The following is a 26,552-nucleotide window of genomic DNA, read 5'->3' as shown; positions in this document are numbered from 1 at the left end:
CGCCTCCCGCATCCCGCTTTCGCCGACTACAATGCAACTGCAAAAATACATCTATTTCCGCCGAGATCGACCGTTTCAGCGCGGATAGATGCATATGTGCATCTAATTCGCTCAATCATCCGGCTAATCGGCTCATGCTGTGAATTTAACTGCATTTTTGCATTTATCTCACCAAGCGACCTTGCTTCGGTTAAAAATAAATGTGTAAATGCAGTTAATGGATCGGCATCGCTCCGAGCAGTGCCGCCTTCCGAACGCGCACGTCTATCGCAGTTAATCAGTTACCCTGCTCCGCCAAAAAAGCCGGATACGTCCTCCAGGCGCCAACTGCGCAAAGAGAACATATCCGGCTTTTTCGGGTTTCGGTTCGACGGCTACTCGGCCGCGATAACGCCTTTTTTGAGAATAATGTTGGCGTACAGCGCGCTCTCGCCCGTCGCCACGATCGCGTAAGCTTGCTTCGCCCGCTCGTAGAACGCGAACCGCTCGACTTCCTCGAACGGCTCCGTCAGACCGGCCCGCTCGCGGATGATCTCGCCGTACCGGCCCCAGATCGGCGTCTCGGCCGTATCGCCGGGCACGATCTGCATGAGGGCGGCCGGCCGTGCCGTGTACTGATCGAGCGGCATCAGCTTCAGCACCGCGTCGAGCAGCTCCGGTACGCCGTGGCCGTCGGAGCGCACGAGACGCTGCGCGTGGCTGGCCGCGGGGAAGTTCCCGTCGCCCAGCACGATCTCGTCGCCGTGCCCCATTTCCATCAAAATCTTAAGCAGCTCTGGCGACAATATCGCCGGAATCCCCTTTAACAATCCAATCGCCCTCCCGCCGGCTTCTGCGCATGCGCACGGTCAGAACATGCGGGCCGCCCGATCCGGACATAGGCCCCGGCGCGCAGGCCGGAGCTCCCGATTCTGCCGTCTTCTGCCAGTATAACCGAAGCGATCCGCCTTGTCTTTATTGGCTTAGCACGTCATCGCATCAACGGATCAGGCCCGTCAACGCATCATCGGTCCGGGCATGTCAGCGCACTATTGGCCTGCGCCCGTCAGCGCGTCCGAAACCGTCTGCACGCCGGTCCTTCGGTCGATCGGCCCGTAGCCGAGTACCAGCTGACCGTCCACGCCGTAGACATGTCCGTTTTTGACGGCCTTCAGGTTTTTCCAGATCGCGCTGTCCTTCCACGTATCGGTGAACGCGGCCATCGTGGAATCGTGATAGTTGAAGTAGCCGAGAATCAGATAATCGGGATCGAGCGCGCTAAGGCCCTCCAGGCTAAGCTCTGCGCCTTTTTTTCCTATATCGCCTTCAAGCGCCTTCAGACCAAGTCCGTCATAGTAGTCCTTCAAATAATCGCTGCCTTGCAGGTAGACCGTCTTGTCCCGTACTTGCAAAAACGCGACCGTGCCTTGCAGTCCCGCGAGCTTCTCCTTGGCTGCCGCGAGCTCGGACTGATAGCCTGCGATGAAGTCGGCGGCAACCTGCTCCTGCCCGAGAATTTTGCCGATCTCGGTGACGAGCGCCGGCCAGCTCGACCACACGTCGGTCTGCGTTTCGTCGATGACGACGGTCGTCGCGACTTGGGACAGCTGCGGCAGCACCTTCTCGTTCGTTTTGTTGCCCGCGATGATCAGATCCGGGCCGTATGCCGCCAGCTTTTCAAGATTTACCTCGGTATTTTCGCCAACGATCCGGATGTCGGCGATTTTGTCCGCGTAAGCCTTGTAGGCGTCCGTTCCGAGCAGCGATTGTTTTTCTGTAAAAGGAAGCGCGAACGCGGCGGCGTCGAGGTTGAACAGCAGCAGCGAATCGGTGTAGCCCCAGTGGAGCACCGCCACCTTCTTGGGCTGCTCCGCGATCGTCACGTCGCCGCCGACGCTCGTCACCGTGCGCGGAAATGCAGCAGCGGGCTCCGAAGCGCTGGCCGATGCAGCCTGACTCGCGCCGGCGCTGCCCTTCGCTCCGCCTGCCGAAGCGCTGGCGGTCGCTGTCGTGCCCGCACTCGGGCTGCCGGAGGCTGCGTTATTTCCGTTGCCGCAAGCGGACAGCAGCAGGAGCAGCATCATCAAGCAGGCAAGCGCCGGCCAAAATTTGAAGCGATTCATCATTTTAAATATCCCCTCTGTTCATCTAGTAGATAACGATTCTCATTATCATCTAGACTTTAACACCTTGCCCGCCTGCTGCAAATGGAGAAAAGTTCGCGATCAGGATGGACGATTTCGTCTATGCTTTAGTCCGACCTCGCCGGGCGATTGTCCTTTGTGCTTTTTGTACAGCCGGCTGAAGTAGTACGCGTCCGGATAGCCGACGCTTTTCGCTACCGCAAGCACGGTATAAGTTCCCGTCGCCAAAAGCTCCTGGGCGCGGTTCATCCGGTACCGGATCAGATAATCGATCGGTCCCATCCCCATATACCTGCGGAACTGCGCCGAGAAATACTTGGGCCCAAGCCCGTGGCGCTCCGCCAGCCGGCGGAGGGTGATCGGTTCCGCATAGTGCGCGTGGATCAGCTCGAGCGTCTCGCCCACCATTTCCGAAGCCGGACCGTGCTTGACTGCGCGCGCGGCGAAGAGCAGCCGATTCACGAGCTGGTAAAACAACGCTTTTTTCTCGAGACGGGCCATATCGTCGGGAAGCGCGGCAGCCCGCAGCAGCTGCTCCAGCAGCAGGCGATGCTCCGGATCCGCCCCTACGCGAAGTGCCGTTACGGCGCTCAGCACCTGCGCGGACTCGCCGATCGGCGGCTCCGGCAGGTAGTGAACGAGCCCATATTCGAACGCCTCGCCGCCGGTCCGGATCTCGAGCCGTTTGTTCAGCCCGCCGATCAGCGCGACGCCCGGCTCGATCGTATGCCGTTCTTCGCCGTCAAAAATAAAATCGGCCTGACCGCTCAGACCGATAATGACCGCGCATTTGGACGTGGGCCGCTCTACGTGCCCCGTGTAAGCCGAATCGGCCGCGAGGGTCGTGCGGTAGACGCCGTGTACGGACAGGTTCGCACCTTCGAAAGCTTCGGCCAATTGTTCGCAAGTATAGAACATGTTCGCGCTGCCTCGACCTTTCCGCAAAATATAAAGGGCGGCACCGCCGCCCGCGAAAATCGACCATTCTAAGCCATCTAAACCTTCTGCCCGAAAACTTGCCCGATCATGTCCGCGATCGTGCGGCCGTCGAGCACCTCCATCATCTTGCGCTCGGTCTCGCGTATGACGTCGCCGAACGCCTCCTTCATGCCTGAGCCGAGCGCGGTGCAGTCGTCCGCGCTGTCCAGCATCCCGCTGTGCAGCGGCTCCGCAATCTCGAGCGCCCGGTACACCTCGCCGAGCGTGATGGCCTCCGGCGACTTGAGGAGGAAGTATCCGCCCTCCCTGCCCTCGCGCGCCCCGACGATCTGCGCCCTGGCCAGACGGGAGAGGATTCGCCGCATAAGCGTCGCCTCCGTCGCGCAGTTCCCCGCGATCTCGCCGCTCGGACAGCGATCGTCCCGGTCGGCGTGATGGGCCAAGTAAACGAGGGACTGCAGCGCGTAACCGAACCATCTCGGCGTCGCCACGCCTCCGCATTTATCGATTGCCATAAACACACCTCCATCGGCGTAATCGCTCATTATTAACACAGTATAGCGCATCCGGGCATGCGATGTCTCTACGCAAGCATTGGGTACTGGCCGGAGAAGGAACCGCGGGGTTCTATTCCCGGTTCGCCTCCCGCACCGCCTCTGCCATCTTGTCGCCGCCCTCCGCATGCCAACGCTGCGCATAGTCGTCGAACGCCGACAGCGGCAGCTCTCCCGTGATGATCTTCGCGTACGTCTCTGTCTCGAGGCTCTGCAAGTTCGTCCACATCGTCGCGAGCGACGGCGGCGGGTCCGCGAAGAAGCTATCGATCTTGACCGACTCGGCCCGCCCGACGCTGCCCCACAGCTGATAAGCCGTTGAGCCCGCCCAGGCGTCCAGGTTTTTGCGCGGGTACTCCCGCTCGGTCTGGGCGTCGTCGTACAGCCGTTTCGTCTCCTGATCCAGCTGCCCTGGATCGAGCTTGCCGTCCAGCGCTTCCGCTAACCGGTCGTGACGCTGGGCGACCGCGTCGGGATAGTCCAGCAGCAGGTCGAACGGATAATAATTGCGAAGCTGCGTATCAAGCTGCTCGGTCACCGCCAGCAGCCCTTTGGCTCCCGGATCCTGATTGCGCTCGATCCGCGTGAACACGTTCAGCAGCTTGAGCGCGGCTTCGGGATGCTCGTAGCCCTTGCGGACGACCAGATAACGGTCGGTGACCGGCGAGTCGCTCACGTTAAAGCGTCCCGTCTCATCCAGCGGCACGGCATAAACCCGCCAATCCGCCTTCGTGTCCTGGGAGATCGACTTGGACAACGGATAATAAGGGGCCCACCACGGTCCGAAGAAAATGCCCGCCTTGTTCTCCGTCACCAAGTCTTGCGAATCCTGCCGCAGCATGAATTGCGAGTCCAGCACGCCATCCTTGTACCACTGCGCGAGCAGCTTGAGCGCGTCCTTGGCCTCGCGCTGGACCGATCCGTACACGGGCCGGCCGTCCGAGCCCGCGATCCACTTGCGCGGATAGGCGCCGAAGGCCGCGAATACGCCGTTCAGTCCGTTGTTGCCGGTCTTCTCCCCGTAGACCATGCCGCGGTCGACAGGAATGCCCACCGTATCGGCTTTGCCGTTGCCATCCGGATCGAGCTGCCGGAACGCCTTCGCGATCCTGGCGATATCGTCCAGCGTCTTGGGCGCCGCGAGGCCCAGCTTGTCCAGCCAGTCCTGCCGTACCCACAGGTACGACGGCGCGTCCGCTTCGATCGCGACGTTCGGCAGCCCGTACAGGCGTCCGTCGATCGACGCCTCCTGAAGCGCCTTGCCGCCGGTCGCATCGTAGATCGACTTGACGAGCGTAGACGCATACTCGCCGTACGTCTGCGTCAGATCGGCCAGCTCGCCTGCCTGCGTCAGCTCGCGGAACTGCTGCCGGTCGACGACGAAGGCGTCCGGCAAGTCTCCGCTGCGGATGGCGTAGTTCATCGTGGCCGCGTACTGCGCGCCGCTCGGCGTCTCCCACGCGTACTTGATCGAGATGCCGGTCTGCTCGCCGAGATACCGGCTTACGAAGTTGTTCTCGCTCGTATCGCCTTCGGGCAGGACGATATCTGAAAATTGATGTGGGATACGCATCGCGATCGGCGTCTCGTACTTGGCAAAAGCCTGACGGTCGGCCGGATCCACACTGGCGCTTGCGTCTTCCTTCGACTTGCCTTCGCCGCCGCCGAAGCAGGCGGTTAACGCGAGCGCGCAGACCGCCAGCGCGCAGGCGATTTTCGATGCGGCCGCCGATGCGCCGGTCGCAGGGGTAGCGCGAATGCGGTTTTGCTTTTCCCGTTGCTTTACCTGTTGTTTTTCCCGTTGCTTTTTCTGTTGCTTTTCGCCGTTGTCGTGCGCATCGCGGAGCTGATTCGAGACGGCGTTCACGGACGGCCTCCCTCGTGCAGCTCCTGGCTCGCGCTCCGGTATTCGGACGGGAGCAATCCCGTCCGGTCGCGAAACAGGCGGCTGAAGTACTTGTCGTCCTCGAAGCCCACCCGGCCCGCGATGTCGCGGATGGGCAGGTCCGTCCCGACCAGCAGCGCCTTCGCCGCCGTCAGCCGAAGCTTGCGGAGCGCGTCGCCGAACGCTTCGCCGGACGCGAACTTCTTGAAGCACTGGCTGAAGTAGCTGCGGCTCATGCCGATGCGGCGCGCCACCTCGTCCTGGTTCAGGTCATGTCCGGCGTTGCCCTTCATATAAAGTACGGCGCGGATGAGGCTGCCGAACACCTCCCGCGACAGCGACAGTTCGGCGAGCCGCTGCTGGGTGAGAAGCGCCGCGGCGGACAGCCAGCTTTTCCACTGCTTCCAGTCGTACAGCGCTTCGGGATCTCCAAGAACGTCCGCCAGCCCGTCCTCTTCTCCCGCTCCCCCGCGCCATCCCAAATACGACGCCCCTTCTGCCGCAAGCGAGCGAAGCCACTCCTGCAGGCGTACCGGGTCGACCTGCCACTTCTCGACCTGCGCGGCGAACTTGCGCCAGTCCTCGCCGTACAGCAGCCAGCGACACTCGGACCACTCCTCGAACGCCGCGTCCAGCTCCGCAGGCGCCGGCCCCGCAGCGGCCTTGAGCTCGCTCAGCGCGATCCCGCGCTCGCCTGCGTCGCCGCTCCCGCGATAGAACAGCCGAACCGGCAGCCGCTCCGCAATCGCGCGTTCCGCCTCTCGCGCCGAGACGCGTTCGTCGTCGCCGGAGGTCACAAGCGCGGCTTGCCATTTGTCCGCGACATGCGCCGGCAGCTCGCGCAGCCAAGCCTCCGCCTGATCTGCCGCTGCGGTCCAGATCCAGAGACCGCCTTCGAGCCTGCGCGCCTTGCACTCGGAAGCCAGACTTGCCGGCGGCGTCTCGTCCCTCGCCGCGCGTCCTTTGGGCGCCAGCACCATCGCCGCTTCGAACGGGCGCTGCGCCGGCGCCGTCGTGTGGCGCCGCTCCCATTCGAAGCGCTTGACGATGCGCTGCAGCGTCTCGTCTACGTTGCTCTTGTTGAGCAGCGTCTTGACGATGTAGTCGATCGCGCCAAGCCGAAGCGCCTCCTGCACGTAATCGAACTCGTGGTAGCAGGTCAGAATGACGGCTTTTGTTTTCGGATAGCGGCTCCGGGCCTGATCGATCAGCTCGAAGCCCGACATGCCTGGCATCCCGATATCGACGAACATCATGTCGACCTCGAGCTCGCCGAGCAGCGTGAGCGCGGACGCCCCGTCCTTCGCCTCGCCGACGATGGAGATGCCGTAGGCGGACCAGTCCGGCAGTGCGATAAATCCTCGCCGCACGCGTTTTTCGTCGTCAACGACCAGCGCTTTGATCATAGAGCTCCACCTCGCTTCGAATCGGTATGTGCACGGACAGCGTCGTTCCCTCGCCCGGCGCGCTGCGGATGCGCAGAAGATCGCCGCTGCCGTAGTAGCTCTCGAGCAGCCGCTTGACGTACTTGAGGCCGATGCCCATCCCTCTGCGGGAGGCGCCCACGTCCTCGAGCAGCGCGGCAAGCGTCTCGTCGTTCATGCCCGGACCGTTGTCCGTCACCCGGAGCGTCAGCATGCCGGGCGCGTCCGGCTGCCGCTCGACGACGATACGGATTTCCCCGCCTTCCTCGCTCTGCCCGTGGTAGATCGCGTTTTCCACGAGCGGCTGCAGCAGAAAGCGCGGCATCGCGATCGACTCCGTGCCGGGCTCCACGTCGATGCTGAAGGTCAGCTCGTCCTCGTAGCGGTAGCTTTGCAGCTCGATATAATGGCGCAGCGCCTCGAGCTCCTGCCCGACGGTGACGATCAGGCTGCTTTTACCCATGTTGTATTGAAGCACCTGGACGAGCAGCGTCACGATCCGGTCGATCTCCTCCTGGCCGCCCGCTCTGGCAACCCACTGCACCGTATTCAGCGTGTTGTGAAGAAAATGCGGGTTGATCTGGCTCAGCAGCTTCTCCGTCTCCAGCTGATACTTGGCCCGTTCGTTGTGGCCGATCTCCAGTATCAGTCCGTTGACCGTCGTCTTCATATCCTGGAAGCTGCCGAGGAGCTGGTCGAACTCCTCCACCTTCATATATTGGACCGGCGCTTCCCGGTCCCGGGTCATGCGGACGATCTCGCGGTTCACCTTCCGGATGGACCCGTATACCTTGCGCCAGACGAGCATCGCGAGCACGATCGCGAATCCGAATGCGAAGGCGAACAACAGCGCCAGCCGCCGGAACCAGTCGTTGATCTCCCGGTTGAATTCGTTTTTGCTGACGGCCGTCATCAGCTTCCAGCCCTGGGGGCTCTCGTAGCCGAACAAATAGTAGCCGCGATAAGGCCCGCCGTCGAAGGCGGCGATCTCTTCGTAACGCAGCTGCTTGGGATCGAGCGGCGGTTCGCCGTCGTCCGCGAACAGCGCGTCGCCCTCCTCATCGAACACGTAATGCGATACCTTCATGCCGTAAAGCGCGCTGTTCAAAATTTTGCGAAACAGATTGTAATTCGACTCCAAATAAATGTAAACCGGCGTCTGCTGCTCCGTGCGCACGACGCGCAAGGACGAGATGACGGTGTTGTCGCTGTTCTTGTATTGCGTGCGGTGAGGTCCGTGGAAAACGGCGCCCTTGTACTGCACGAACGGCGGCAGGTTCTCGATCGAGAAACCGTCTGCCACCGGCAGGTTGTTGAACAGCACCGGCTCCGCGGCCTTCGGCATGTAGTAAACGGTGAGCCCCACGTTCGGACTCGTGAAATTGACCAGATTCAGGCTGTCCTCGATATCCTGCTTGATCTCCGCCTTGTCGTAGGTCTGGCTCGCCTTCAGATAACGGTTGACCAGCTCGGCCAGCCGCCCGTCCAAAGCGAACTGCTTGGAGACGAAGTCCAGGTCGTTCAGCACGTTCTCCATCCCCGTCGCCTCCTGCTTGAGGCTCGCGTCGATGCCGCTGCGGATCTTGCCCGTCAGGATGGAGTGAAGCGACGAATATGTGTAAGCCGAGAACAGGATCGGCGGAAACAGGCAGGCGATCAGCAAATAGATGACGAGCGTGCGCCTCAGCGTGCCGGACTTGAAGGGATGAGGCATCTTCAGATATCGTGACAGGAACAGTTGCGTGCATCCCCTCTCGCTGCGTCGGGCTCGCCGCCCTGTATACGCTTTCTAGTTTAACAAATTGCGCGGCCTCCCGACAGCGGTAAGCCGTTTCCTCGCCGCAATGCCGGAAAAGCTTACCGCCGTCCCCCGACGAGGGCGGCGATAAGCTTTAGTCCGATGTAGCGCGACGCTTACTTGTTGCGATATTCGAATACTTTCTCGTTTTGCGATTTGTTCCAGTTAAAGACGTCGTCGTAGCCGAGGCCCTTGGCCTTCGTAATCATTTCCTTTTTCAGCTTGTCAAACTCGGCCTGATTCTTCGCGAACACCATCTTCCAGGAATATTGCTTGATGACCTGCGCGACCTGGCCTTGCTTCTGGGACAGATCGTCGGAGATGACCTCCGGCGCGGTGCCGGTGAAAATCTGCTTGTTAATCGCGATCTTGTCGTTTTTCAACAGATAATCCTTGGCGCTCGTCGCGCCGCCCATCGCCGCTCTCCAGTTTTCCTCCAGCTTGTTCGGCGCTTGTGCGAGCGTCGAGGTCCACAGCGTGTAGTCGTAAGGGTCGCCCGTCTCCGGGTTGATGCTCGTCATCTTGAGCGTCGTGTTGTTGATCATGTTCTGGCCGTCCTTCCACGTACCGCCGCCGAACTCTTCAGGTACCGCCGTAGCGTTGGACGGAAGCGCCTGCTTGCCGAAGTCCGTCAGGACCGGCTTGCCGTTCTCAAGCTTCCAGTTGAGGCCTTCCGGTCCATAGTTGGCGACCATCGTGCCTTCCGGGCTGTACATCCAGTCGAGGAATTCGAGCACGCGCTCCGGATGCTTCGCCTTGGCGCCGATCGCCCAGACGCGGTTGCCGCCGTACGGATTGTAGCCGTAGGAGAACGTGTGTTCTTCATCGAACGGCACGAGCGCGAAGCCCTTGCCTTCGGCCAGACGTTCAGGCGTATTGTACGTGTTGAGCCACGGGAACCAGGTGAACAGCAGCTGGCCGTCCGTCATCTTGTTGACGACGTCGTCGAACTTCTGCGTCATGGAGTCCGGATCGACCAGTCCCATTTGGTTCGCGTCAAAGTACAGCTTCAGGCCTCGCATGTAGTAGCCGTCCTCGTCGAGCACGCCTTGCACTTCGCTCTTGTCGGCCGAGATCAACGTGAAGCCGCCGTTGTTGAAGCCGTCTCCCTCGTCGAAGCCGTTCAGACCCGCCCAGGCTTTGGTGTTCATCATCATATTGCCGTCCCAGTCCTGCCACATCGAGAAAGCGTACGTCGGCCGGCCCGAGTCGCTCTTCGGCTCCAGCTCCTGCATTTTCTTGAGTACGGGGAGGTAGTCCTCCATCTTCGTGATCTTCGGGCTGCCGGCTTTCTGGTACAGGTCGAAGCGCAGGTTCGGGTTGTAGGTCATGTCCTTGCCCTCGGAAGGACCGTCTCCTTCGCCGACGTCGAAGCCGATGCCGTATACCTTGGAGCCGCCGCCGAAGTTGACCTTGTTCTTCTCGATTGCTTGAGGCGCATACTTCAACAGGTTCGGTCCGTACTTGTCGAGCAAGCCGTCCTGCGTCCAGTCGAGCAGCATGCCCGCCTTGATCGCGTCCTGATACTTCTGCCCGTCGTCGCCGAATACGACCAGGTCGCCCAGGCTGCCCGCGGACATCATCGCGGAGAACTTGACGTCGCCGCCGCCCTCGAGATTCGAGGAGATGATGTTGAGGTCGAGGTTGAACTTGTCCTTGACGACCTTGGCGAACCAGCCCTGCTGCTCGCCCGAGAAGTTGGAGAGCATCGAGAACACGTCGATCTTGTATGCGTCGCGCTGCGGCGCGCTCGAGGCGGAAGCGCTTGCAGAAGCGCCGGACGATGCCGAACCGGAAGGTGCTGCGGATGGCGAAGCGTTGTTGTTATTGTTGCCGCCGGAGCAAGCTGCGAGGCTCGTTGCGAGCAGAACGGCGACGGATGCGGTTAGCGCTTTTTTCTTTTTCATCTGAACCACGGGGTAGTCCTCCCTTAGATAGATAGCTATTGGTAAACGCGGTCTAGAACATGGAGCGGTCTGCCATTCCGGTCACGTCGCGGGCTCCGGATTCACCTCCTTAAGTCGGCCCGCGTGCGACCCTCAGCCTTTAACTGCGCCGATCATGATGCCTTTGACGAAAAACCGCTGGAAGAACGGGTACACGAACAAAATCGGGATGACGACGATCATCGAGACGGTCGTGCGGATCGAGGTGGCCGTCTGCATTTTGGACAGGTCGACGTTCGCCGATCCCCCGCTGCTGCGGATGATGGCCGCAAGCGAGTTGGATTCGTTCAGGTACTTGTAGAGCACGAATTGAAGCGTGTAGTATTTCTGGTCGGTCATGAGGAACACGGTGTCGATAAAGGAGTTCCACTGCGTGACGGCGGCGAAAATGGCGATGGTGGCGGCGATCGGCATGATGAGCGGCATAACGATGCGGAAGAACAGCGTCATCGTCCCTGCGCCGTCGATCTCGGCCGATTCCTGCAGCACGTCGGGCAGCGATTCGACGAACGTTTTGACCAGGATTACGTAGAACGGCGAGACGATCATCGGCAAGATGTAAGCCATGAAGTTGTTGGTCATGTGCAGCTTCAGCATGATGACGTACCACGGGATGATGCCCGCGTTGAAGTACATCGTGATCATGATGAACCGGTACCAGAACGTGCGGCCCCACATCCTGCGCTTGGTGAAAATGTAGCCGAGGAACGCGGATCCCGCGACCGTAGCAAGCGTCCCGATGACCGTGCGTCCGACGGATACGATCGCCGCTTGCGACAGGCCTTTGAGTTTCAGCACCTGAAGGTAGTTATTGAAGTGAATTTCCTTCGGGTACCACATGACCATGCCTCTCGAGCTTAAATCGTTGCTGCTGATCGTATTGATGAACAGATAATAGAACGGGAACAGGCACAGCAGCGTAAAAATGGCGAAGAACAAGTAGTTGAACGTGTGGAATACTTTGTCCCCGGTCGAGCTGCGGATCTTCAAGTTCGGCCCCTCCTTTGCTTAGATGATCGATTCGCCGCGCACCCACTTCGACAGCCGGTTGGCGAAGAACAGCAGCCCGATGCTGATGATCGACTTCAGCATGCTGACGGCCGTCGCGAACGAAAAGTTGGTGCCGAGCATGCCCGTGTTGTAAACGTAGAGGTCGAGCACCTCAATGTGGTCTTTGTTGATCGGGTTCTGAAAAACGAAGTATTGCTCCATCCCGTTGTTGATGAAGTTGGCGATCGAGAGCAGCAGCAGCACGAAATACGTCGGCATGATGCCCGGCACCGTGATGTTCCACATCTGGCGGAAACGGCCCGCGCCGTCGACCTTGGCCGCATCGTACTGCTCCTGGTCGATGCCGGTGATCGCCGCGATGTACATGATTGCGCCCCAGCCGAGACCTTTCCAGGTGGCCCACAAAATCATGGCGAGCCAGGTGTGGCTGTCGTTGGCCAGATAGTTGAAGCCGCGGTCCTGAAGTCCGAGCTCGATTAGAAGCCGGTTGATGAGTCCGTTATCTACGTTAAACATCATGAAGGCGATTGCATAAACGAGCACCCAGCTGATGAAGTTCGGCAGCGTCGTCAGGATCTGCACCGTTTTCTTGAAACGCATCGACCGGATCTCGGACAGCAGAATCGCGAAGGCGACCGGCAGCACCGAGGTCACGATGCCGAGGGTGCTCATGGCGACGGTGTTCTTCATGACCCGCAGCACCTCTTGCGTCTGCGTCGGGTTGGCGAAGATCGAGCGGAACCATTGCAAGCCGACGAACGGCGTGTCGCTCAGCTTGAAGCCGGGGCGGTAATTGTAAAGCGAGTAGATCCAGCCGTACAGCGGCATATAGCTGAATATGAACACGAGCACAAGGAAAGGAAGCGCATACAAAAACAATCGGTAGCGTTCCGCGATGCCGCGTTTCTTGGCGGCTGGCTGGGCGACGGTCTGAGGATGCTGCGAAGTGCCGACAGCCGAACTCATAAGATTCCTCCTTCTGGGGTTGCAGGGTTGCGCCTTCGGCGGGATGAGTGCGGCCGGCAGGCTGGCGACGTTTGAGACGTTTGAAAGTCAGCGCTGCGTCGGTTGGATTAGGGAAATCGTTTTCTATCCATCGACTTCGCCGTCCCTCTCCTCTCTTCTGCGTCTCTTATTGTATCTAGCGGAGGTTATGAAAGGGGATACAAAACGGTTGCTGCGTGCGGGACAGCTGTCGCGAGACATCGAACGGGATTCCGCCGGTTGTAAACGGTTTTCTACCTTCGCTGAGGCGATTGCCTCATAGTTCCTCGTTTTCGCTGAGATGCCGATACCTGTTTTTCCGCCGTTTTAACGGTATCCCCTTTGATCAGGATGGATGACTGCGCATGGTGCCGTCTCTGTATGATTCTTGGGCTGCGTCTGCTTCCGGCGGTGGGGTTATCGCGGGCTAGATGGGGATTGCGGAGTTTAGTCGGGTAGATGACGGTTTGCGGGGCGATAGCGGAGCTTTTTTAAGCTATGGCTGGGTAGATGGCGGCTTGCGGGGCGATAGCGGAACTTTTTTCCGTTATGGCGAGGCAGATGGCGGTTTTGCGGGGGCGATAGCGGAACTTTTTTCCGTTATGGCGAGGCTGATGTTGGTTTGCGGGCGCGATAGCGGAACTTTTTTCCGCTAAGGCGAGACAGATGGCGGCTGGCGGGCGCGATAGCGGAACTTCTTTCCGTTATGACGAGACAAATGGCGGCGGGCGGGCGCGATAGCGGAACTTCTTTCCGTTATGACGGGGCAGATGGCGGTTTGCGGGGCAAACGGGGATGTCAGTGGCGATGCGGACGCAAGAAGGCACCCACTCTCCGCTGATCGGCGAAGACGAGGGTGCCCGCGAATAGAATAACTATATGGCGCGTTTGCGGTCGGATGGAAGCAGCATCGCCAGGAAGCCGACGACGGGCAGAACGCCGATCGTGCGCATGACCTCGGACATGCCGAAGACGTCGGCTGCCTTGCCGAGCACGACGGCGCCGATGGCGCCCATGCCGAAGGCGAGTCCGGTCGTCAAGCCGGAGGCCATGCCGACCTTGGTGGGCAGCAGATGCTGTGCGTAGACGACGGCGACGGAAAAGCCGGACAACAGGATGAAGCCCATGATCGCGATGACCGGATAGACGGCCCACAGCGGCAGGTACGGCAGCGCGAGCGAAAAGGGCAGCGCCCCCACGATCGAGAGCACGATCATTTTTTTGAGCCCGATCCGGTCCGCCATGACGCCGCCGAAGAAGGTGCCTGCCACGCCGGTCGCAAGAAACAGGAACAACGGGATCTGAGCGGACGACTTGGACAAGCCGTAGTGGTCGATCAGGTAAAACTGGTAAAATCCGCTGATCCCCGAGTGGTACCAGGAACGGCCGAATACGATGAAGACGAGCAACGTCATGGCGAACAAGGCCCGCGGATGGTTCGTCAGCTCGGCGACGGCCGCAGCGCCTGCTTTGCGCTTCGCGCTGGCCGCTTCGCTTTTTTCCCGCCAGGCGATCAGCTGTCCCTTGTACCACGGCGTCAGCCACATCAAGGCTGCGATGGCGAACGCCGCGAACAGCGTCCCCCAGATCGCGCCGTGCTGACCGAAGGGGATAAAGATCGCCGCAGCCATGAGCGGTGCCAGCGAGCTGCCGGCGTTGCCGCCGACCTGATAGATCGATTGGGCCAGCCCCCGTTTGCCGCCCGCCGCGAAGTAAACGACGCGCGAGCCTTCGGGATGGAATATCGAAGAGCCGAGGCCGATGAACATGACCGCGAGCAGCACGCTCCAGAACGCCGGCGCGAAGGCGATGCCCACCATTCCGATCAGGCTGAGGCACATGCCGAGCGGCAGCAGGTAAGGCCTTGCGGTCTTATCCGTGTAGGAACCGACAATCGGCTGCATGACCGAAGACGTCATATTGAGCGCGAACGTGATCCAGCCCACTTGGGCGAATGACAGGCTGAGCGACTTTTCGAGAACGGTGAACATCGCAGGGACGACCGCTTGCATGGAGTCGTTCATCATATGAACGAAGCTGATGCAGAGCAGCACGGGCATGACGGCGAGAGAGGCGTCGCGGGCGCTGCCCGGCTCGGCGCGCGTCGATGCGGTGGATGCCATGAATAATTCCTTCTTTCGGATTTTCCGGTTGATAAAATTAAAGTTTAGGAGCGGTTCGCCGCGAAGTCAAGCGAAGAATATCGATCGGGGCCATCGGAATAAAGCATGCTAACAGGACAGCCGCCTATGCCGAGCGATGTCGATGGCCCGCAGAGGGATTGCCGGCGTTGGAAGCGGACATATTGACTACTGAGACACCTTTCCTGTTCGTTCTCGAGGATGTCTCTATGATCAAGCGACATTGGGAGGCTAGGCCGAACGTGCAAAAGAAAGTGCTGCGCGACTGGATGCTGCTCGCCGTCTTCGTGACGGCTGCGATTGTATTAATGCTGTTCCACCGCGGTCCCTCGCTAGCCGCAAATAGTCCCGAAACCTCAGCTCAGAACGAACGGGCCAGCGAAGCCACCGCCCGAAACGTCTCTCTCTCGGCACGTCCCGCGGCGCCCAAGCTTTTGGCCGCGGCACCGGATTTCTCGCTCGAAGGTTTGGACGGCGCCACGCATTCCCTGTCCGATTATCGGGGCAAGCCGGTCGTTCTGAACTTCTGGGCTTCCTGGTGCGGCCCGTGCAGAGAAGAAGCCTCGGCCCTCGTTAAAACTGCAGCGCACTACAAAGACAAAGCGACCGTCGTAGCCGTCAATTTGACCGCTTCCGACGACGAATCGTCCGCACGCTCCTTCGCAGCCGATCAGCATTTCGCGTTTCCCGTGCTGCTCGACCGCCTGGGAACCGTCGGAGAGTTGTACCGCATCCGGCCGATTCCGACGACGCTGTTCATCGACGCCCGGGGCGTCGTTGCGGATGAAGCGCTCGGCGCGATTGACGAGCAAGAATTCGCGCGGCGGATCGACGCGCTGCTCAAGCCGGCGGGCCGCGATTAGTCCCGTCCGGCGCCGGCATTCCATTCCAATGCACTCCAATGCCATTGCAACCTGTCCCAGGGCGGTTAAAATGAAGGAATACGGTCTTGCGCACGCCACGAAGCGCGGGAATTCCCGTGCCATCACCGCCTGGGGAGGCATGCCAGATGAAACGTTATCGAGCCTTGGTAGCTAAATTAAGCGGCGAAGAGATTGTCGCTTCAGTCGAAGAATTAGAAATTCCGTCTCTGCAGGACGGCGAAGTCCGCATTCAGGTCGCTTACTCCAGCGTGAACTATAAGGACGCCCTGGCGGTCAGCCCGCGCGGCAACGTCGTGAAGCGCTACCCGCACGTGCCTGGCATCGATCTCGCGGGCACCGTCGCCGCTTCGAAGGACGCGCGGTTCCGCGAGGGAGATCCGGTGCTCGTCACGGGCTACGGCCTCGGCGTCTCCGCGGACGGCGGCTATGCCGAGCTCGCGCAAGTGCCGGCCGACTGGGTCGTCCCGCTGCCCGCCGGCCTCTCGGCGCGGGAGGCGATGGCCTTCGGCACGGCGGGCTTCACGGCGGCGCTGTCGATATTGCGCCTCGAAGAGGCCGGCCTCGCTCCAGGACAAGGCCCCGTCCTGGTGACGGGCGCCACCGGCGGCGTCGGCAGCGTCGCGGTCGCGATGCTGGCCGGCCTCGGCTACGAGGTGGCGGCCAGCTCGCGCAAGGCCGATCCCAAGGCGCAGGCCTTCCTGCGGGGGCTCGGCGCGAGCGAACTCTTGCCGCCGGAAGCGCTGCGCATGCCGGAAGGCAAGGCAATCGCGCGCGAGCGCTGGGCCGGCGTCGTCGACCCGGTCGGCGGCCCGGCGCTGCGGGACGTGCTCGGCACGATCCGCTACGGCGGCGGGATCGCGCTGAGCGGCTTCACGGGCGGCGCCGACTTCGCCGCGAACGTCTATCCGTTCATTCTGCGCGGCGTGAAGCTTCTCGGCATCGACTCGGTGCTCTGCCCGAAGCCGGAGCGGCTGCGGACATGGGAACGGATGGCCGGCGATCTGAAGCCCGCCAGCCTGACCGACGCGATCGCGCGCGAGGTGGCGCTCGAGGAACTGCCGGACGCGCTCAGCGCTATCCTGCGCGGCGAGATGCGCGGCCGCGTGATCGCGAAGCTATGACGTCCGGCATCCACCTAGAAAGGAGGGGACTCGCTTGATCGCCCCGTCCTCGCACTTATATGAGATATTGACGCTCGTCGGCGGCGCGCGGCTGGACGGAAGCGGCGCCCCGGAAGAGCGCCCCGCTCTTTCCGGTTCGGTCCGGCGCGTGCTGGTCGTGATCCGGTCGCATGACGATCGATGGCAATCCGGACATACGTACCTCCTGCCCGCTCCCTCGGTCGAAGCGTCATCCGGCGCCGATGCGGTTGAACTGGCAGGCATAGAGGGCTTCCTCTTCCAGGCGCAGCCCCCTGACGCTGCGATCGGCGCCGGCGAAGCGCTGAAGGTGCCGTCAGACGCCTCTTTCGTCCGCCTGTGCGACAATGTCATGGCTTGCCTTCAATCCAATTTGGCGCTCGAGCTGTTTCGCGCCAACGTATATTTTCAGGAGCTCGTCTACGAGATCTACCGCGCGAAGGAACGCGCGTCCTCGGATCCGCGCGAAGCCGTGGAGCGGACCAAAGCTTATATGGAGCGGCACTATGCCGAAGAGATGAAGATCGATCGGCTGGCCGCCATGGCCGAGGTCAGCCCCTCCTATTTCATGGAGCTGTTCAAAAAAATCGTCGGCCGAAGCCCTATCGACTATTTGACCTCGGTGCGGATCGACGCGGCCAGAAGCTTGCTGGACCGCACCGACGCACCCGCCCATCAGATCGCGCAAGCGGTCGGCTACAAGGATCCCTTTTACTTTAGCCGCCAGTTTAAGCGGTTGACGGGTCTGTCTCCCTCCCGTTACGCGAGCAGAAACGCGCTGCGAATCGCTTCGTTCCATTACCCGATGACCGGGCAGATGCTCGCGCTGCAAAATATACCTTATGCCGCGCCGCTCGATCGCGAGTTCAGCCGTTTTTACAAGGACAAGTACGAGCTGCAAATTCCCGTTCATCTGCGGGATCCGTCCGAGGCGACGAACAGGAACTATAACCTGGAAGTCCTCCAGCGGGCCCTGCCCGACGCGATCGTCGCCGGCGATTGGCTGCGCGAGGACGACCGGGCCGAGCTGGAGCGGATCGCTCCGACGCTGTACGTGCCCTGGTGGGAAAACAGCTGGCGCGAGCACCTGTCGATCGTCGCCCGCTTCCTCGGAGAGAGCGAGCAGGCCGAGCGCTGGCTCGAAAGGTACGATGTCAGAGCAACCGGCATCCGCGGCATGCTGAGAGAGCGGGTCGGCGAGCGCAGCGTCATGGCCATTCACGTGCGCGAAGGGAAAATCTACAGCTTTGGCAGCCGCAATCTGGGCACCGTACTGTACGACGATCTGGGGCTCCGGCCTGCGGATCCGCTCCAAACCAGCCACGCGTACCAGCCCGTCACAGCCGAACGACTGCTGGAAATGAATCCGGACTTGCTGCTCGCGGCCGTGAACGACGATGCGCAATCCCGCGAACTATGGGCGGACCTCAATGACAATGCCGAGTGGCGGGCGCTTAGCGCCATGCGCAGCAGCAGCGTATACCGCATTCAGCCTGACCCCTGGTTCGAGTATTCTGCAATGGGTCATGAACGGATTTTGAAGGAGATTGTGAAGCTCATTTCCTCGGATCGTACATCATAATTCCTAATATCGGCTATGGCGCAACATAGTTCGGACGGTTATGCTGTGTTGAGTGAGATTGATTCTCAATATCAGGAGGCCAAACGAATCATGTTTAAACGCAAACCGTTTTATATCGCCATCATGCTGGTCACGCTATCCGCAGTGCTGTTCGGCTGCGGAAGCTCGAATACGGACAACGGCGCCTCGGGAGGCTCCGCGACGGCTTCCTCAACCGCAGCCGCTTCGGCTTCCGCCGCCTCTCCCTCTCCGTCCGCCGAGCCGTCCGGGCCGCGCATCGTCACGGACGACATCGGCGACCAGGTCGAGGTGCCGTCCAATCCCGTTCGCGTCGTCGCCCCTTACCTGGAGGATGCGCTGCTGTCGCTTGGCGTCAAGCCGGCCGCGCAGTGGTCCGCGGGAGAGCTGCTGCTGAATTATTTGCAGCCGGAGCTTCAGGACGTGCCGAAGCTCGACTTCGTGGCGTTCTCGCCTGAACAGGTAGCGAGCTTCGAACCGGATCTATTCATCGTTCCGTTTGCCATCCGCGTCCAGAACGGCGCCTACGACCAATTTTCCAAGATTGCCCCGACCTACGTGTTCGAGGACGCGACCAAGGACTGGCGCAAGACGCTGCTCACGCTCGGCGACCTGCTGGGACGCAACGCCGAAGCCGAGCAAGCGCTGGCCGACTACGATGCCAAAATGGCAGGCTTTAAGCAAGAGCTCCAGGCGAAGACGACCGGCAAAAAAGCGGCGATCATGCTCATCTCCGAAAAATCGTTCTCGCTCATGCAGGACGAGACTTACAGCGGCAAAGTCGTGTACGGCGAGCTCGGCTTGCAGCCTACGTCCGAAGGCAAAGGCTCTGATTGGAAGGAGCTGTCGCTCGAGACGCTGCCGGATCTGGACGCCGATTATATTTTCCTGATGCAGGTGGACGGCAAGGATCCGCTGGCGAACAAGGATCTGGACTCGATCTACAACACGCCGATATGGAAAAGCATGAAGGCGGTCAAGGAAGGCCACGTGTACAGCGTCGATCGGGATTATTGGATTAATACCGGCCTGAAGGCGAATGTCAAAGTGGCCGAGGACGTGCAAAAGCTGCTGTCCGGATCGTAAGTCCGGGGCATGCAAAAAAGGACGGTCGAGCGCGCGCTCGGCCGTCCTTTTATATGAACTCCAAAATCCTTATCGTTCGTCCGCGAACTTGAAGCTGCGCGCCAGATAGATGACGGGCGTCGACGCGGCGGAGATAACGAACTTGAGCACGTAGGTGGTGATGGCAATCTCCCAGAAGACGTCCCAGGGATACAAGCCGATGAAGGCGATCGAGCTGAAAATGAGCGTATCGACGAGCTGGCTGATTCCCGTGCTGCCGTTGTTGCGGATCCACAGCTGGGAACGGCTCGGGTAAGCGACCTTGAGGCGGCTGAATATGCGTACGTCCAGGAACTGGCTGACGAAGTAGGCGCATAGGCTGCCGAGTACGATGCGCGGCGTTATGCCGAAAATGGTCTTCAACGCATCTTGGCTGAAGTCTTCGGCGCCAGGCTTGAAATAAAGCACCATTTGCATGATGACAAGCGACATGATCATCGTGAAAAAGCCGAACCAGACCGCCTTCCGCGCTTCCTTTTCCCCGTACTTCTCGTTCAGCAAGTCGGTGGTGAGGTAGATCGTGGCGTAGATGGTGTTGCCGAGCGTCATGACGATGCCGAAAATCTCGATTGTCTTGACGACCTGGATGTTGGCCAGCAGCGTCGCGGCACCGATCCAGGTGTACAGCCCGTTCTTGCCGAACAGACGATAGCAGACGAGGAACAACGCGAAATTGACCGCGACGAATCCCACGCCCCAGAGCAGGTTAAACATATTGGACTTCCTCCTAGTTTTGATGACGCGGGAGTTTTCGAACCGCGGCTCCGTGTCCCGGAGCAATGCCTACCATTATAGCATAGCGTTCCGTGCGCGCCAGTAAAAAAAACGCCAGGGCGGTCGGTGATCGCCCTGACGTTCCTCTTAGCGTTGGCGGATATAAGAGACGCCATTCGCGCTGAACGCCTGGCGATGGCTCAACCGACAGCGTTGCGATGGGTCGGCCAATCGTCGACCGCGTCGTCCTTCCGCCGCAATGCCTGCAAATATACATCTTTTTATGCCGATGTCGACCCTTTTGGTCAAAAAAGATGCAATAGCGCATCTATTTTCCTCCACCAGCCCGATTTTCGGCCTGTGCTTTGCATTTACCTGCACATTTGCATTAATTTGATGACGTGCCGTTGGTCGGCAGAAAAAGCATGTACAAATGCAGGTATTTCGCCTCTCCCAACCTCCAAAATGCTCCAGCACACCGAAGGTACGCCTACCTATCCACGAATTGCCGCCGTTCGCTTAAGGAAGGATAGAACCGGTTCATCTTAAACGAAAAAATCCGGCGCTCAGAGTTGCCCGAGGGCAGCCTGGAGAGCCGGATTGACGCGCGTTTGTAGCAAGCTTATTCGCTAGGCTCAAGTGGCGGGATGTCAGGAGTCGCGTATTCTACGAAGTTGGAGCTTCCCTTGTTATAGCCGTCGATAACTAACAGGCTGAACTTGTAATTCAAGCCCGGCGTCAGGCCTTTCAAAGTGACGTGGTCGGCACTGCGATCTATTTCGCCTACATAAACCGTGAAGTAGTCTTTAAACATGACACCGTCCTGGTACTCAATCAAATAGTAGGTCGCTTCGACAGGCTCGGTAAACTTTAAGGTAACCGTTGTCGAGTCGTTCGGCTGACTGTCGTCTACTGCAAAATCGGAGATCGGACCGAACGAATCGAGCGCCAGAGGAATGAGCACGGGATTAAGCTTGTATAGCGCATCTTCCTCGGATTGGGCCTCGGCGTCGGAGATCCAGGCTTTTAAAATTAAATCCCTATCCTGTGTCGATGGGTCGATGTAGACGGTATAGCTGATGTCGAACTGGATTCCGGCCGGAAGCGAATACGGAGCCTGCGGGTAATGACCGACGAACCGGTCGGTTCCCGCGATCCTCTCCAGATAGAACCAGTCGTATACACCGGGGTACTCGTAAACCACTTCAAGCTCGTCCCCGTCATAATTCGGAAGCGTCAGTTCAATGCCGTTTACGGCATTCCGGAGATCAAGGCCTTGGTTGTCTATATGCACGCTAACCTGTAAAATCCCTTCGAACTTCGTGTAATCGTAGTCGTTAACGCTTAATTTGACGTCGGCCGATAGCTTGAAGCGAATGACAGTCTCTCCACCCGCCGTATTCGTGGCGGTAAGTACGTAGGCGCCGCTCTCGTAAAGCTCGGTGCCAAGTTCGTAGTCGGCAACCGGCTCGCCGTCCTTGGTCAGTTCGAGCGACGCAATATCGGCTCCAGCCCCAAGTTCTGGCGTAACTGCGGCCGTATAGGCGTTTCCGTCCGATACGCCGGTAATGACCGGTCCGGGCGTCGGCGTCGGCTCCGCGCTTGGCGTCGGCGTCGGCTCCGCGCTCGGCGACGGGCTCGGCTCCGCGCTTGGCGACGGGCTCGGCTCAGCGCTCGGCGACGGGCTTGGCTCCGCGCTCGGCGTCGGGCTCGGCTCCGCGCTCGGCGACGGGCTCGGCTCAGCGCTCGGCGACGGGCTCGGCTCCACGCTCGGCGACGGGCTCGGCTCCGCGCTTGGCGACGGGCTTGGCTCCGCGCTTGGCGACGGGCTTGGCTCCGCGCTCGGCGACGGGCTTGGCTCCGCGCCCGGCGACGGGCTTGGCTCCGCGCTTGGCGACGGGCTCGGCTCCGCGCTCGGCGAAGGGCTTGGCTCCGCGCTTGGCGACGGGCTTGGCTCCGCGCTTGGCGACGGGCTCGGCGACGGCAATGGGGTCGGTGCCATTGTCGGCGTCGAGCCGCCTGGCGCAGAAGTGCCGCCGGTCGCACCCGTCTCGCCTTGCAGCAATACGCCGGCTTCGCGCTCCAGACTGCCCGGCGCATGCTCGAACGACGAGCCCGAGACGAACAGCCGGGCGCTGCCGATCTGGCCTGAGCCGGTGACGAAGATGATTGCATATGCATTCAAGCTGCCTACGGTCGAGCCGGACGGCACGATGAGCAGCCCTTCCGTGCGGAAGTCGAGCTGCGCGACAGAAGTAACGCCCTCCAGCACGAGGCGCAGCTTGCTGCCGAGCTTGTTCACGACGACCTGTCCGAGCTTGGCGTCGGACAAGTGCACGCTATGCTCGCCGCCGCCGGCAACGTTCATCGTGCCCTCTACGGTCACGCTTTCAAGCCTCGCATCCCCCTCGCCCACCTCTGCGGCGATCGTCAGATCTCCGCGGACGACCGTATTGCGCAGCGTCACGTCCGGCGCCTTGATCGATACGTTGCCGGCGATCTCCTGCGTACCCTCAGCCGGTCCGTAGACGCCGGCCTTGTCGTATACGGTCGTGCGCGTCCGTTCGCGCAGCGTCCATGCCTTGTCCAGCGCAACGACGGCTTCCGCGCGGGTCATTGCCTTGGCAGGCCGGAACGTACCGTCCGGATAACCGCCGAGCAGCTTCGAGTAGACGGCGGCACCGACGGAGGCTTTACTCCATGACCGGATATGCGCAGCGTCCGAGAATACTACTCCAACCTCCCCCGTATCTGCAAGTCCGTCCAGCTTTGCGAGCACGACAGCCGCTTCTTCCCTCGTGACGCTTCTGGACGGGCGGATCGTACCGTCGGGGTAGCCCGACATGATGCCGGCACCGGCAGCCGCGTAGATCGCCTCCGCATACCAGCTACCTTCGCGGACGTCGCTATATTTCCCGGCGCCCCCACTGCCCGCTTGGAGCTCGAAGGCACGTACGGCCAGCGTCGCGAACTCGGCGCGCGTGACCGGCTGATCCGGCTGCAAGCCGCCGTTCCCGGTGCCCGCCAGCCATCCCTTGTTCACCCAGTCGTTAAGCGTGGCCTCCGCCCAGTGTCCGGAGAGCCCCGTTGCCGATACGGCGCCTCCCCAACCCGCTCCTAACATGGACAGCGCGAGCGCGCACGCAGACAGCCTGACTCCTTTTCCCCATGCCACTTCCGATCATCCTCTCCTTGCATGCTATGTCTGGTGCCCATCCTACCAGGGATGCGGGAGAGAATCGATTTACTTTCGTTAACTTTCGACAGCATCTGTCAAAAGGAAATTGCCGCGCGCGCGCCGAATACCTTTTTATTAGCGTAGTATACGTTTGACACTCAACATGCCGAATCGAGGTAAGAAGCTTGCCTTCCGATACCATCCTGCGAACAAAAATACGCATCCCTCCCGTTCGCCGGGACGGAATCGTCCGTACGAGACTGCTCGACCGGTTGAACCATGCCGTGGGCGGCAGGCTGACAGCGCTCGTTGCCCCCGCCGGCTTCGGCAAAACGACGCTGCTGGCCCAATTTTTGACGGAGCGGGCTGCCCCCGCAGCATGGTTGTCGCTGGACGACACGGACAATGACCCGGCCAAGTTCTGGCGTTATTTCATTCAAGCGATTGGCGCCGTGATTGCCGAGCTCCCCAAGCGCGCCCTTCCTCTCCTGGATGCGCATCCGAACGTCTCACGCGAAACGATGATGGACATGCTCCTGCGGGAAATCGATGATTTTTCCTTGCGGACCGGGCATTCGCTGGAGATCGCGCTGGATGACTATCACGCTATACAAGACGATCGGATCCACCGCAGTCTTGCATATTTTATCGATCATTTGCCCGAAGGCGCGCATCTGATCATCGCGAGCCGTACGCAGCCGCCTGTCCAAGCGGCGAAGTGGCGCGCGCGCGGTCAGAGCACCGAGATTGCCGGCGGCGAATTGACATTTACAGCCGAAGAGACGCGCCGTTTCTGCGAGCATACGGCCAAGCTCAGCTTGACGACCGAGCAGGTCGACCGGATCTTCGCTTGGACGGAAGGCTGGGCGGCGATCGTCCAGCTCGTATCCGTATCGCTCGAGGGCAAAGACGCCCGGTCTTTGGAACGTCTTAACGGACAGACTGCCGGCGGACATGACAGCATCATGACGTATTTGGCCGAGGAGGTGCTGTCGCGTCTGCCGGACGATTTGCGGCGGTTTCTGCTCGACACGTCCGTGCCCGAGCGGTTCGATTCCGGCACGTGCGACGCCCTTACCGGCCGCGACGACGGGGTACGCATGCTGGGCGAGCTCCGCAGGCGCAATCTGTTTCTCGTTTCGCTGGACGACGGCGGCGTCTGGTTCAGGTACCATCATATTTTCCGCGATGCGTTGAAAGGTCAGCTGCTGCGGGAAGACCCTGCGCGCGCAAAGCAGCTCTCCCGCGTCGCCGCGCAGCGCCTGGGCGAGCTCGGACTTCATGATGAAGCGATGGAGCAGAGCATCCAGGGAGGCAACGACGAGCTGGCGGCCGAGCTGCTGCAACGCCAGCTTTACACCGTGCTGGGACGCGGCGAATTCTCGACGCTGCTGCGCTGGATGCAGGCCATCTCGCCCGCGTCGCTGCCGACCGAGCTCCATTTGCTTCGCGCATTCGCGTTCATCGTCACCGGTCAATACCCTGCTGCGGAGGCTGCGTTGATTTCGCTCGAGCGGGACATTCAGGCGTTGCCCGAGGACGGGCGGCGCGAACAATTGCAGAGCGGCCTGTTTTTCGTCAAAGTCAACTTTGCGTTCTCTACCGGGGACTACGATCAATGGTTAAAATACGCGGACCGCATTCCGGATATGCTCCCGGAAAGCCCGTTGTTCTACAACTTGAACTACAACAAGAGCGAGCCGCTCGTCAGACGCACGCTGTTCGGCCTGAACGGCGCCATTCCGCCGAATACGAACGTCATCGCGCTGCGGATGGTCGACATCATGAACGCCCACGGCTGGAAGCAATCGTTGTTTTCGCAATACGTGGTTCAATCGGTGGCTGAAGGCTACTTCGAATGGGACCGGCTGCCCGAGGCGGATTCGCTGCTAAAGGAGGTCGAGGCGATCGCCTACCTCAAGCGGTGCGCCGGCTTGTACGTTCCCTGCCGCATCACGATGGCCAAACTCATGCAGGCCAGTGGACGCGCCGTGGAAGCCAGAGCCCTGCTGCAAGCGACGGCGGAGACGACCCGCGATTGGGGCGAATCGCACTGGGAAATGCCGCTGGCCGCGTATGAAGCTCGCTTTGCGCTTGTCGAGGGCGATCTGGCCGGCGCCGAGCGTCTCCTGAAGCGGACCGGCGTCGGCGCATCCGACGCTCCTGCGCTCTATAGAGAGACCGAATATATGACGCTCGCCCGTTTGTTAGGCGCGCGGCGCAAGGAAAAGGAGGCGCTGAGGCTGCTGGAAGGCCTCGCCGTGCTTGGCGCCCGCGAACGCAGCCTCATTACGACGGTTGATGCGACCGTCCTTCGCGCGCTGCTCGAGTGGCAGCGCGGACGGCGCGAGGCGGCGATGGACCATTTGCACAAGGCGCTCGCCGCTGGCGCCCCAAACGGATATGTGCGCAGCTTCACCGGCGAAGGCAAGCCGATGCTGATGCTGCTGCAGGCGTATCGCGCAAAGCGGCTGCCTGCCGTCCCCGACGGCGAAAAGGCGCTGGCAGGCGAAGGAGCTGACGGCGGCGTGGCGGCGGCATATGTGGGCGGCCTCATCGCCAGGCTGGATGCGGAACTCGAAGCGGCAGGCTCATCGGCCTTGGTGGGCAAGTACGACGGCGAGCAGCTGATCGAACCGCTCACGGACAAGGAGCTGGCGCTGCTGCAGGAGCTCGATCGAGGGGCGACGAACCGCGAGTCGGCCGCGAAGCTTCAATTGACCGAGGGCACGGTCAAAGTTTACCTGAGCCGCGTTTACGCCAAGCTGGGCGTCTCGTCGCGGACCCAGGCGCTCAGCCGCGCGCGGGAGCTGCGGCTGTTGGATTAAGTCCGTTGGCGGTGTCCGAGGCGGCATCGCCTCTCGTAGTGCAGGCGGTCCGCCCCGGACACCGCGTGCAGTCGCCATCGCCTCTCGTAGTGCAGGCGGTCCGCCCCGGACACCGCGTGCAGGCGGCATCGCCTCTCGTAGTGCAGGCGATCCGCCCCGGACACCGCGTCCAGGCGGCATCGCCTCTCGTAGTGCAGGCGGTCCGCCCCGGACACCGCGTGCAGTCGGCATCGCCTCTCGTAGTGCAGGCGGTCCGCCCCGGACACCGCGTGCTGGCCT

The 26,552-nt window shown here is 61.0% G+C and carries 18 protein-coding genes; 5 read left to right on the top strand and 13 right to left on the bottom strand.

Annotation, left to right across the window (positions count from 1 at the left end; translation table 11 throughout):
* Positions 1 to 374: 374 nt before the first annotated feature.
* The 11 genes from ACFSR7_RS15225 to ACFSR7_RS15175 all read right to left on the bottom strand — a co-directional run bounded on the left by ACFSR7_RS15225 (position 375) and on the right by ACFSR7_RS15175 (position 14,787).
* Positions 375 to 809, bottom strand: coding sequence for an RbsD/FucU family protein (locus ACFSR7_RS15225; protein ID WP_378162899.1), 435 nt, complete (start codon positions 807 to 809; stop codon positions 375 to 377).
* A gap of 219 nt (positions 810 to 1,028) precedes the next feature.
* Positions 1,029 to 2,102, bottom strand: coding sequence for an ABC transporter substrate-binding protein (locus ACFSR7_RS15220; RefSeq protein ID WP_378162897.1), 1,074 nt, complete (start codon positions 2,100 to 2,102; stop codon positions 1,029 to 1,031).
* Positions 2,103 to 2,204: 102 nt separating this feature from the next.
* A complete protein-coding gene (locus ACFSR7_RS15215) occupies positions 2,205 to 3,041 on the bottom strand; it encodes an AraC family transcriptional regulator (protein WP_378162895.1) in 837 nt (278 codons plus the stop codon).
* Positions 3,042 to 3,118: 77 nt separating this feature from the next.
* Positions 3,119 to 3,577: an RrF2 family transcriptional regulator gene (locus ACFSR7_RS15210; protein ID WP_378162893.1), complete on the bottom strand. Its 459-nt coding sequence runs from the start codon at positions 3,575 to 3,577 to the stop codon at positions 3,119 to 3,121.
* 112 nt (positions 3,578 to 3,689) lie between these two features.
* Positions 3,690 to 5,483 carry an extracellular solute-binding protein gene (locus tag ACFSR7_RS15205; RefSeq protein ID WP_378162891.1) on the bottom strand — a complete coding sequence of 598 codons (1,794 nt, stop codon included), beginning with the start codon at positions 5,481 to 5,483 and terminating at the stop codon, positions 3,690 to 3,692.
* The gene (locus ACFSR7_RS15200; protein WP_378162889.1) at positions 5,480 to 6,907 is read right to left on the bottom strand and encodes a response regulator transcription factor; all 1,428 of its coding nucleotides are present in this window, start codon (positions 6,905 to 6,907) and stop codon (positions 5,480 to 5,482) included. The genes ACFSR7_RS15205 and ACFSR7_RS15200 overlap by 4 nt, the downstream gene beginning before the upstream one ends.
* Positions 6,885 to 8,639, bottom strand: coding sequence for a sensor histidine kinase (locus ACFSR7_RS15195; RefSeq protein WP_378162887.1), 1,755 nt, complete (start codon positions 8,637 to 8,639; stop codon positions 6,885 to 6,887). Before ACFSR7_RS15195 ends, ACFSR7_RS15200 begins: the two co-directional genes overlap by 23 nt.
* A 200-nt stretch (positions 8,640 to 8,839) precedes the next feature.
* Complete coding sequence (locus ACFSR7_RS15190; RefSeq protein ID WP_378163062.1) at positions 8,840 to 10,630, bottom strand: type 2 periplasmic-binding domain-containing protein; 1,791 nt, start codon at positions 10,628 to 10,630, stop codon at positions 8,840 to 8,842.
* Positions 10,631 to 10,762: 132 nt separating this feature from the next.
* Positions 10,763 to 11,659 (bottom strand): carbohydrate ABC transporter permease, encoded by an 897-nt coding sequence (locus tag ACFSR7_RS15185; protein WP_378162885.1) that lies wholly within the window; start codon positions 11,657 to 11,659, stop codon positions 10,763 to 10,765.
* 18 nt (positions 11,660 to 11,677) lie between these two features.
* A complete protein-coding gene (locus tag ACFSR7_RS15180; RefSeq protein ID WP_378162883.1) occupies positions 11,678 to 12,646 on the bottom strand; it encodes an ABC transporter permease in 969 nt (322 codons plus the stop codon).
* Positions 12,647 to 13,539: 893 nt separating this feature from the next.
* Positions 13,540 to 14,787 (bottom strand): MFS transporter, encoded by a 1,248-nt coding sequence (locus ACFSR7_RS15175; protein WP_378162881.1) that lies wholly within the window; start codon positions 14,785 to 14,787, stop codon positions 13,540 to 13,542.
* Between the two features lie 260 nt (positions 14,788 to 15,047).
* Here ACFSR7_RS15175 and ACFSR7_RS15170 point away from each other — a divergent pair, with 260 nt between their 5' ends.
* The 4 genes from ACFSR7_RS15170 to ACFSR7_RS15155 all read left to right on the top strand — a co-directional run bounded on the left by ACFSR7_RS15170 (position 15,048) and on the right by ACFSR7_RS15155 (position 19,514).
* On the top strand, positions 15,048 to 15,668 hold the full coding sequence (locus ACFSR7_RS15170; RefSeq protein WP_378162879.1) for a TlpA family protein disulfide reductase: 621 nt from the start codon (positions 15,048 to 15,050) through the stop codon (positions 15,666 to 15,668).
* A 146-nt stretch (positions 15,669 to 15,814) separates the two neighbouring features.
* On the top strand, positions 15,815 to 16,810 hold the full coding sequence (locus ACFSR7_RS15165) for an acrylyl-CoA reductase family protein (RefSeq protein ID WP_378162877.1): 996 nt from the start codon (positions 15,815 to 15,817) through the stop codon (positions 16,808 to 16,810).
* Positions 16,811 to 16,844: 34 nt separating this feature from the next.
* Positions 16,845 to 18,410 (top strand): helix-turn-helix domain-containing protein, encoded by a 1,566-nt coding sequence (locus ACFSR7_RS15160; RefSeq protein ID WP_378162875.1) that lies wholly within the window; start codon positions 16,845 to 16,847, stop codon positions 18,408 to 18,410.
* Positions 18,411 to 18,500: 90 nt separating this feature from the next.
* On the top strand, positions 18,501 to 19,514 hold the full coding sequence (locus tag ACFSR7_RS15155; RefSeq protein ID WP_378162873.1) for an ABC transporter substrate-binding protein: 1,014 nt from the start codon (positions 18,501 to 18,503) through the stop codon (positions 19,512 to 19,514).
* Positions 19,515 to 19,583: 69 nt separating this feature from the next.
* On the opposite strand, the gene ACFSR7_RS15150 is transcribed toward ACFSR7_RS15155, so the two are convergent.
* Positions 19,584 to 20,267: a queuosine precursor transporter gene (locus ACFSR7_RS15150; protein ID WP_378162871.1), complete on the bottom strand. Its 684-nt coding sequence runs from the start codon at positions 20,265 to 20,267 to the stop codon at positions 19,584 to 19,586.
* 622 nt (positions 20,268 to 20,889) lie between these two features.
* Entirely contained in the window at positions 20,890 to 23,442 is a 2,553-nt protein-coding gene (locus ACFSR7_RS15145; protein WP_378162869.1) for an S-layer homology domain-containing protein, read from the bottom strand.
* Positions 23,443 to 23,630: 188 nt separating this feature from the next.
* Between ACFSR7_RS15145 and ACFSR7_RS15140 the strand changes: the two genes are divergently transcribed.
* Positions 23,631 to 26,273, top strand: a complete 2,643-nt coding sequence (locus ACFSR7_RS15140; protein ID WP_378162867.1) for a winged helix-turn-helix domain-containing protein — start codon at positions 23,631 to 23,633, stop codon at positions 26,271 to 26,273.
* Positions 26,274 to 26,552: the final 279 nt, after the last annotated feature.

It is taken from the genome of Cohnella sp. GCM10020058 (assembly GCF_042683485.1).
Classification (GTDB): domain Bacteria; phylum Bacillota; class Bacilli; order Paenibacillales; family Paenibacillaceae; genus Cohnella.
This window is presented reverse-complemented; position numbering and strand designations above follow the sequence as displayed.

Bases quoted from the DNA above. Each gene is read 5' to 3' on its own strand.
- ACFSR7_RS15220 (WP_378162897.1), bottom strand. From the start codon at position 2,102: ATGAATCGCTTCAAATTTTGGCCGGCGCTTGCCTGCTTGATGATGCTG.
- ACFSR7_RS15215 (WP_378162895.1), bottom strand. From the start codon at position 3,041: ATGTTCTATACTTGCGAACAATTGGCCGAAGCTTTCGAAGGTGCGAAC.
- ACFSR7_RS15210 (WP_378162893.1), bottom strand. From the start codon at position 3,577: ATGGCAATCGATAAATGCGGAGGCGTGGCGACGCCGAGATGGTTCGGT.
- ACFSR7_RS15200 (WP_378162889.1), bottom strand. From the start codon at position 6,907: ATGATCAAAGCGCTGGTCGTTGACGACGAAAAACGCGTGCGGCGAGGA.
- ACFSR7_RS15195 (WP_378162887.1), bottom strand. From the start codon at position 8,639: ATGCCTCATCCCTTCAAGTCCGGCACGCTGAGGCGCACGCTCGTCATC.
- ACFSR7_RS15190 (WP_378163062.1), bottom strand. From the start codon at position 10,630: ATGAAAAAGAAAAAAGCGCTAACCGCATCCGTCGCCGTTCTGCTCGCA.
- ACFSR7_RS15180 (WP_378162883.1), bottom strand. From the start codon at position 12,646: ATGAGTTCGGCTGTCGGCACTTCGCAGCATCCTCAGACCGTCGCCCAG.
- ACFSR7_RS15175 (WP_378162881.1), bottom strand. From the start codon at position 14,787: ATGGCATCCACCGCATCGACGCGCGCCGAGCCGGGCAGCGCCCGCGAC.
- ACFSR7_RS15165 (WP_378162877.1), top strand. From the start codon at position 15,815: ATGAAACGTTATCGAGCCTTGGTAGCTAAATTAAGCGGCGAAGAGATT.
- ACFSR7_RS15155 (WP_378162873.1), top strand. From the start codon at position 18,501: ATGTTTAAACGCAAACCGTTTTATATCGCCATCATGCTGGTCACGCTA.
- ACFSR7_RS15150 (WP_378162871.1), bottom strand. From the start codon at position 20,267: ATGTTTAACCTGCTCTGGGGCGTGGGATTCGTCGCGGTCAATTTCGCG.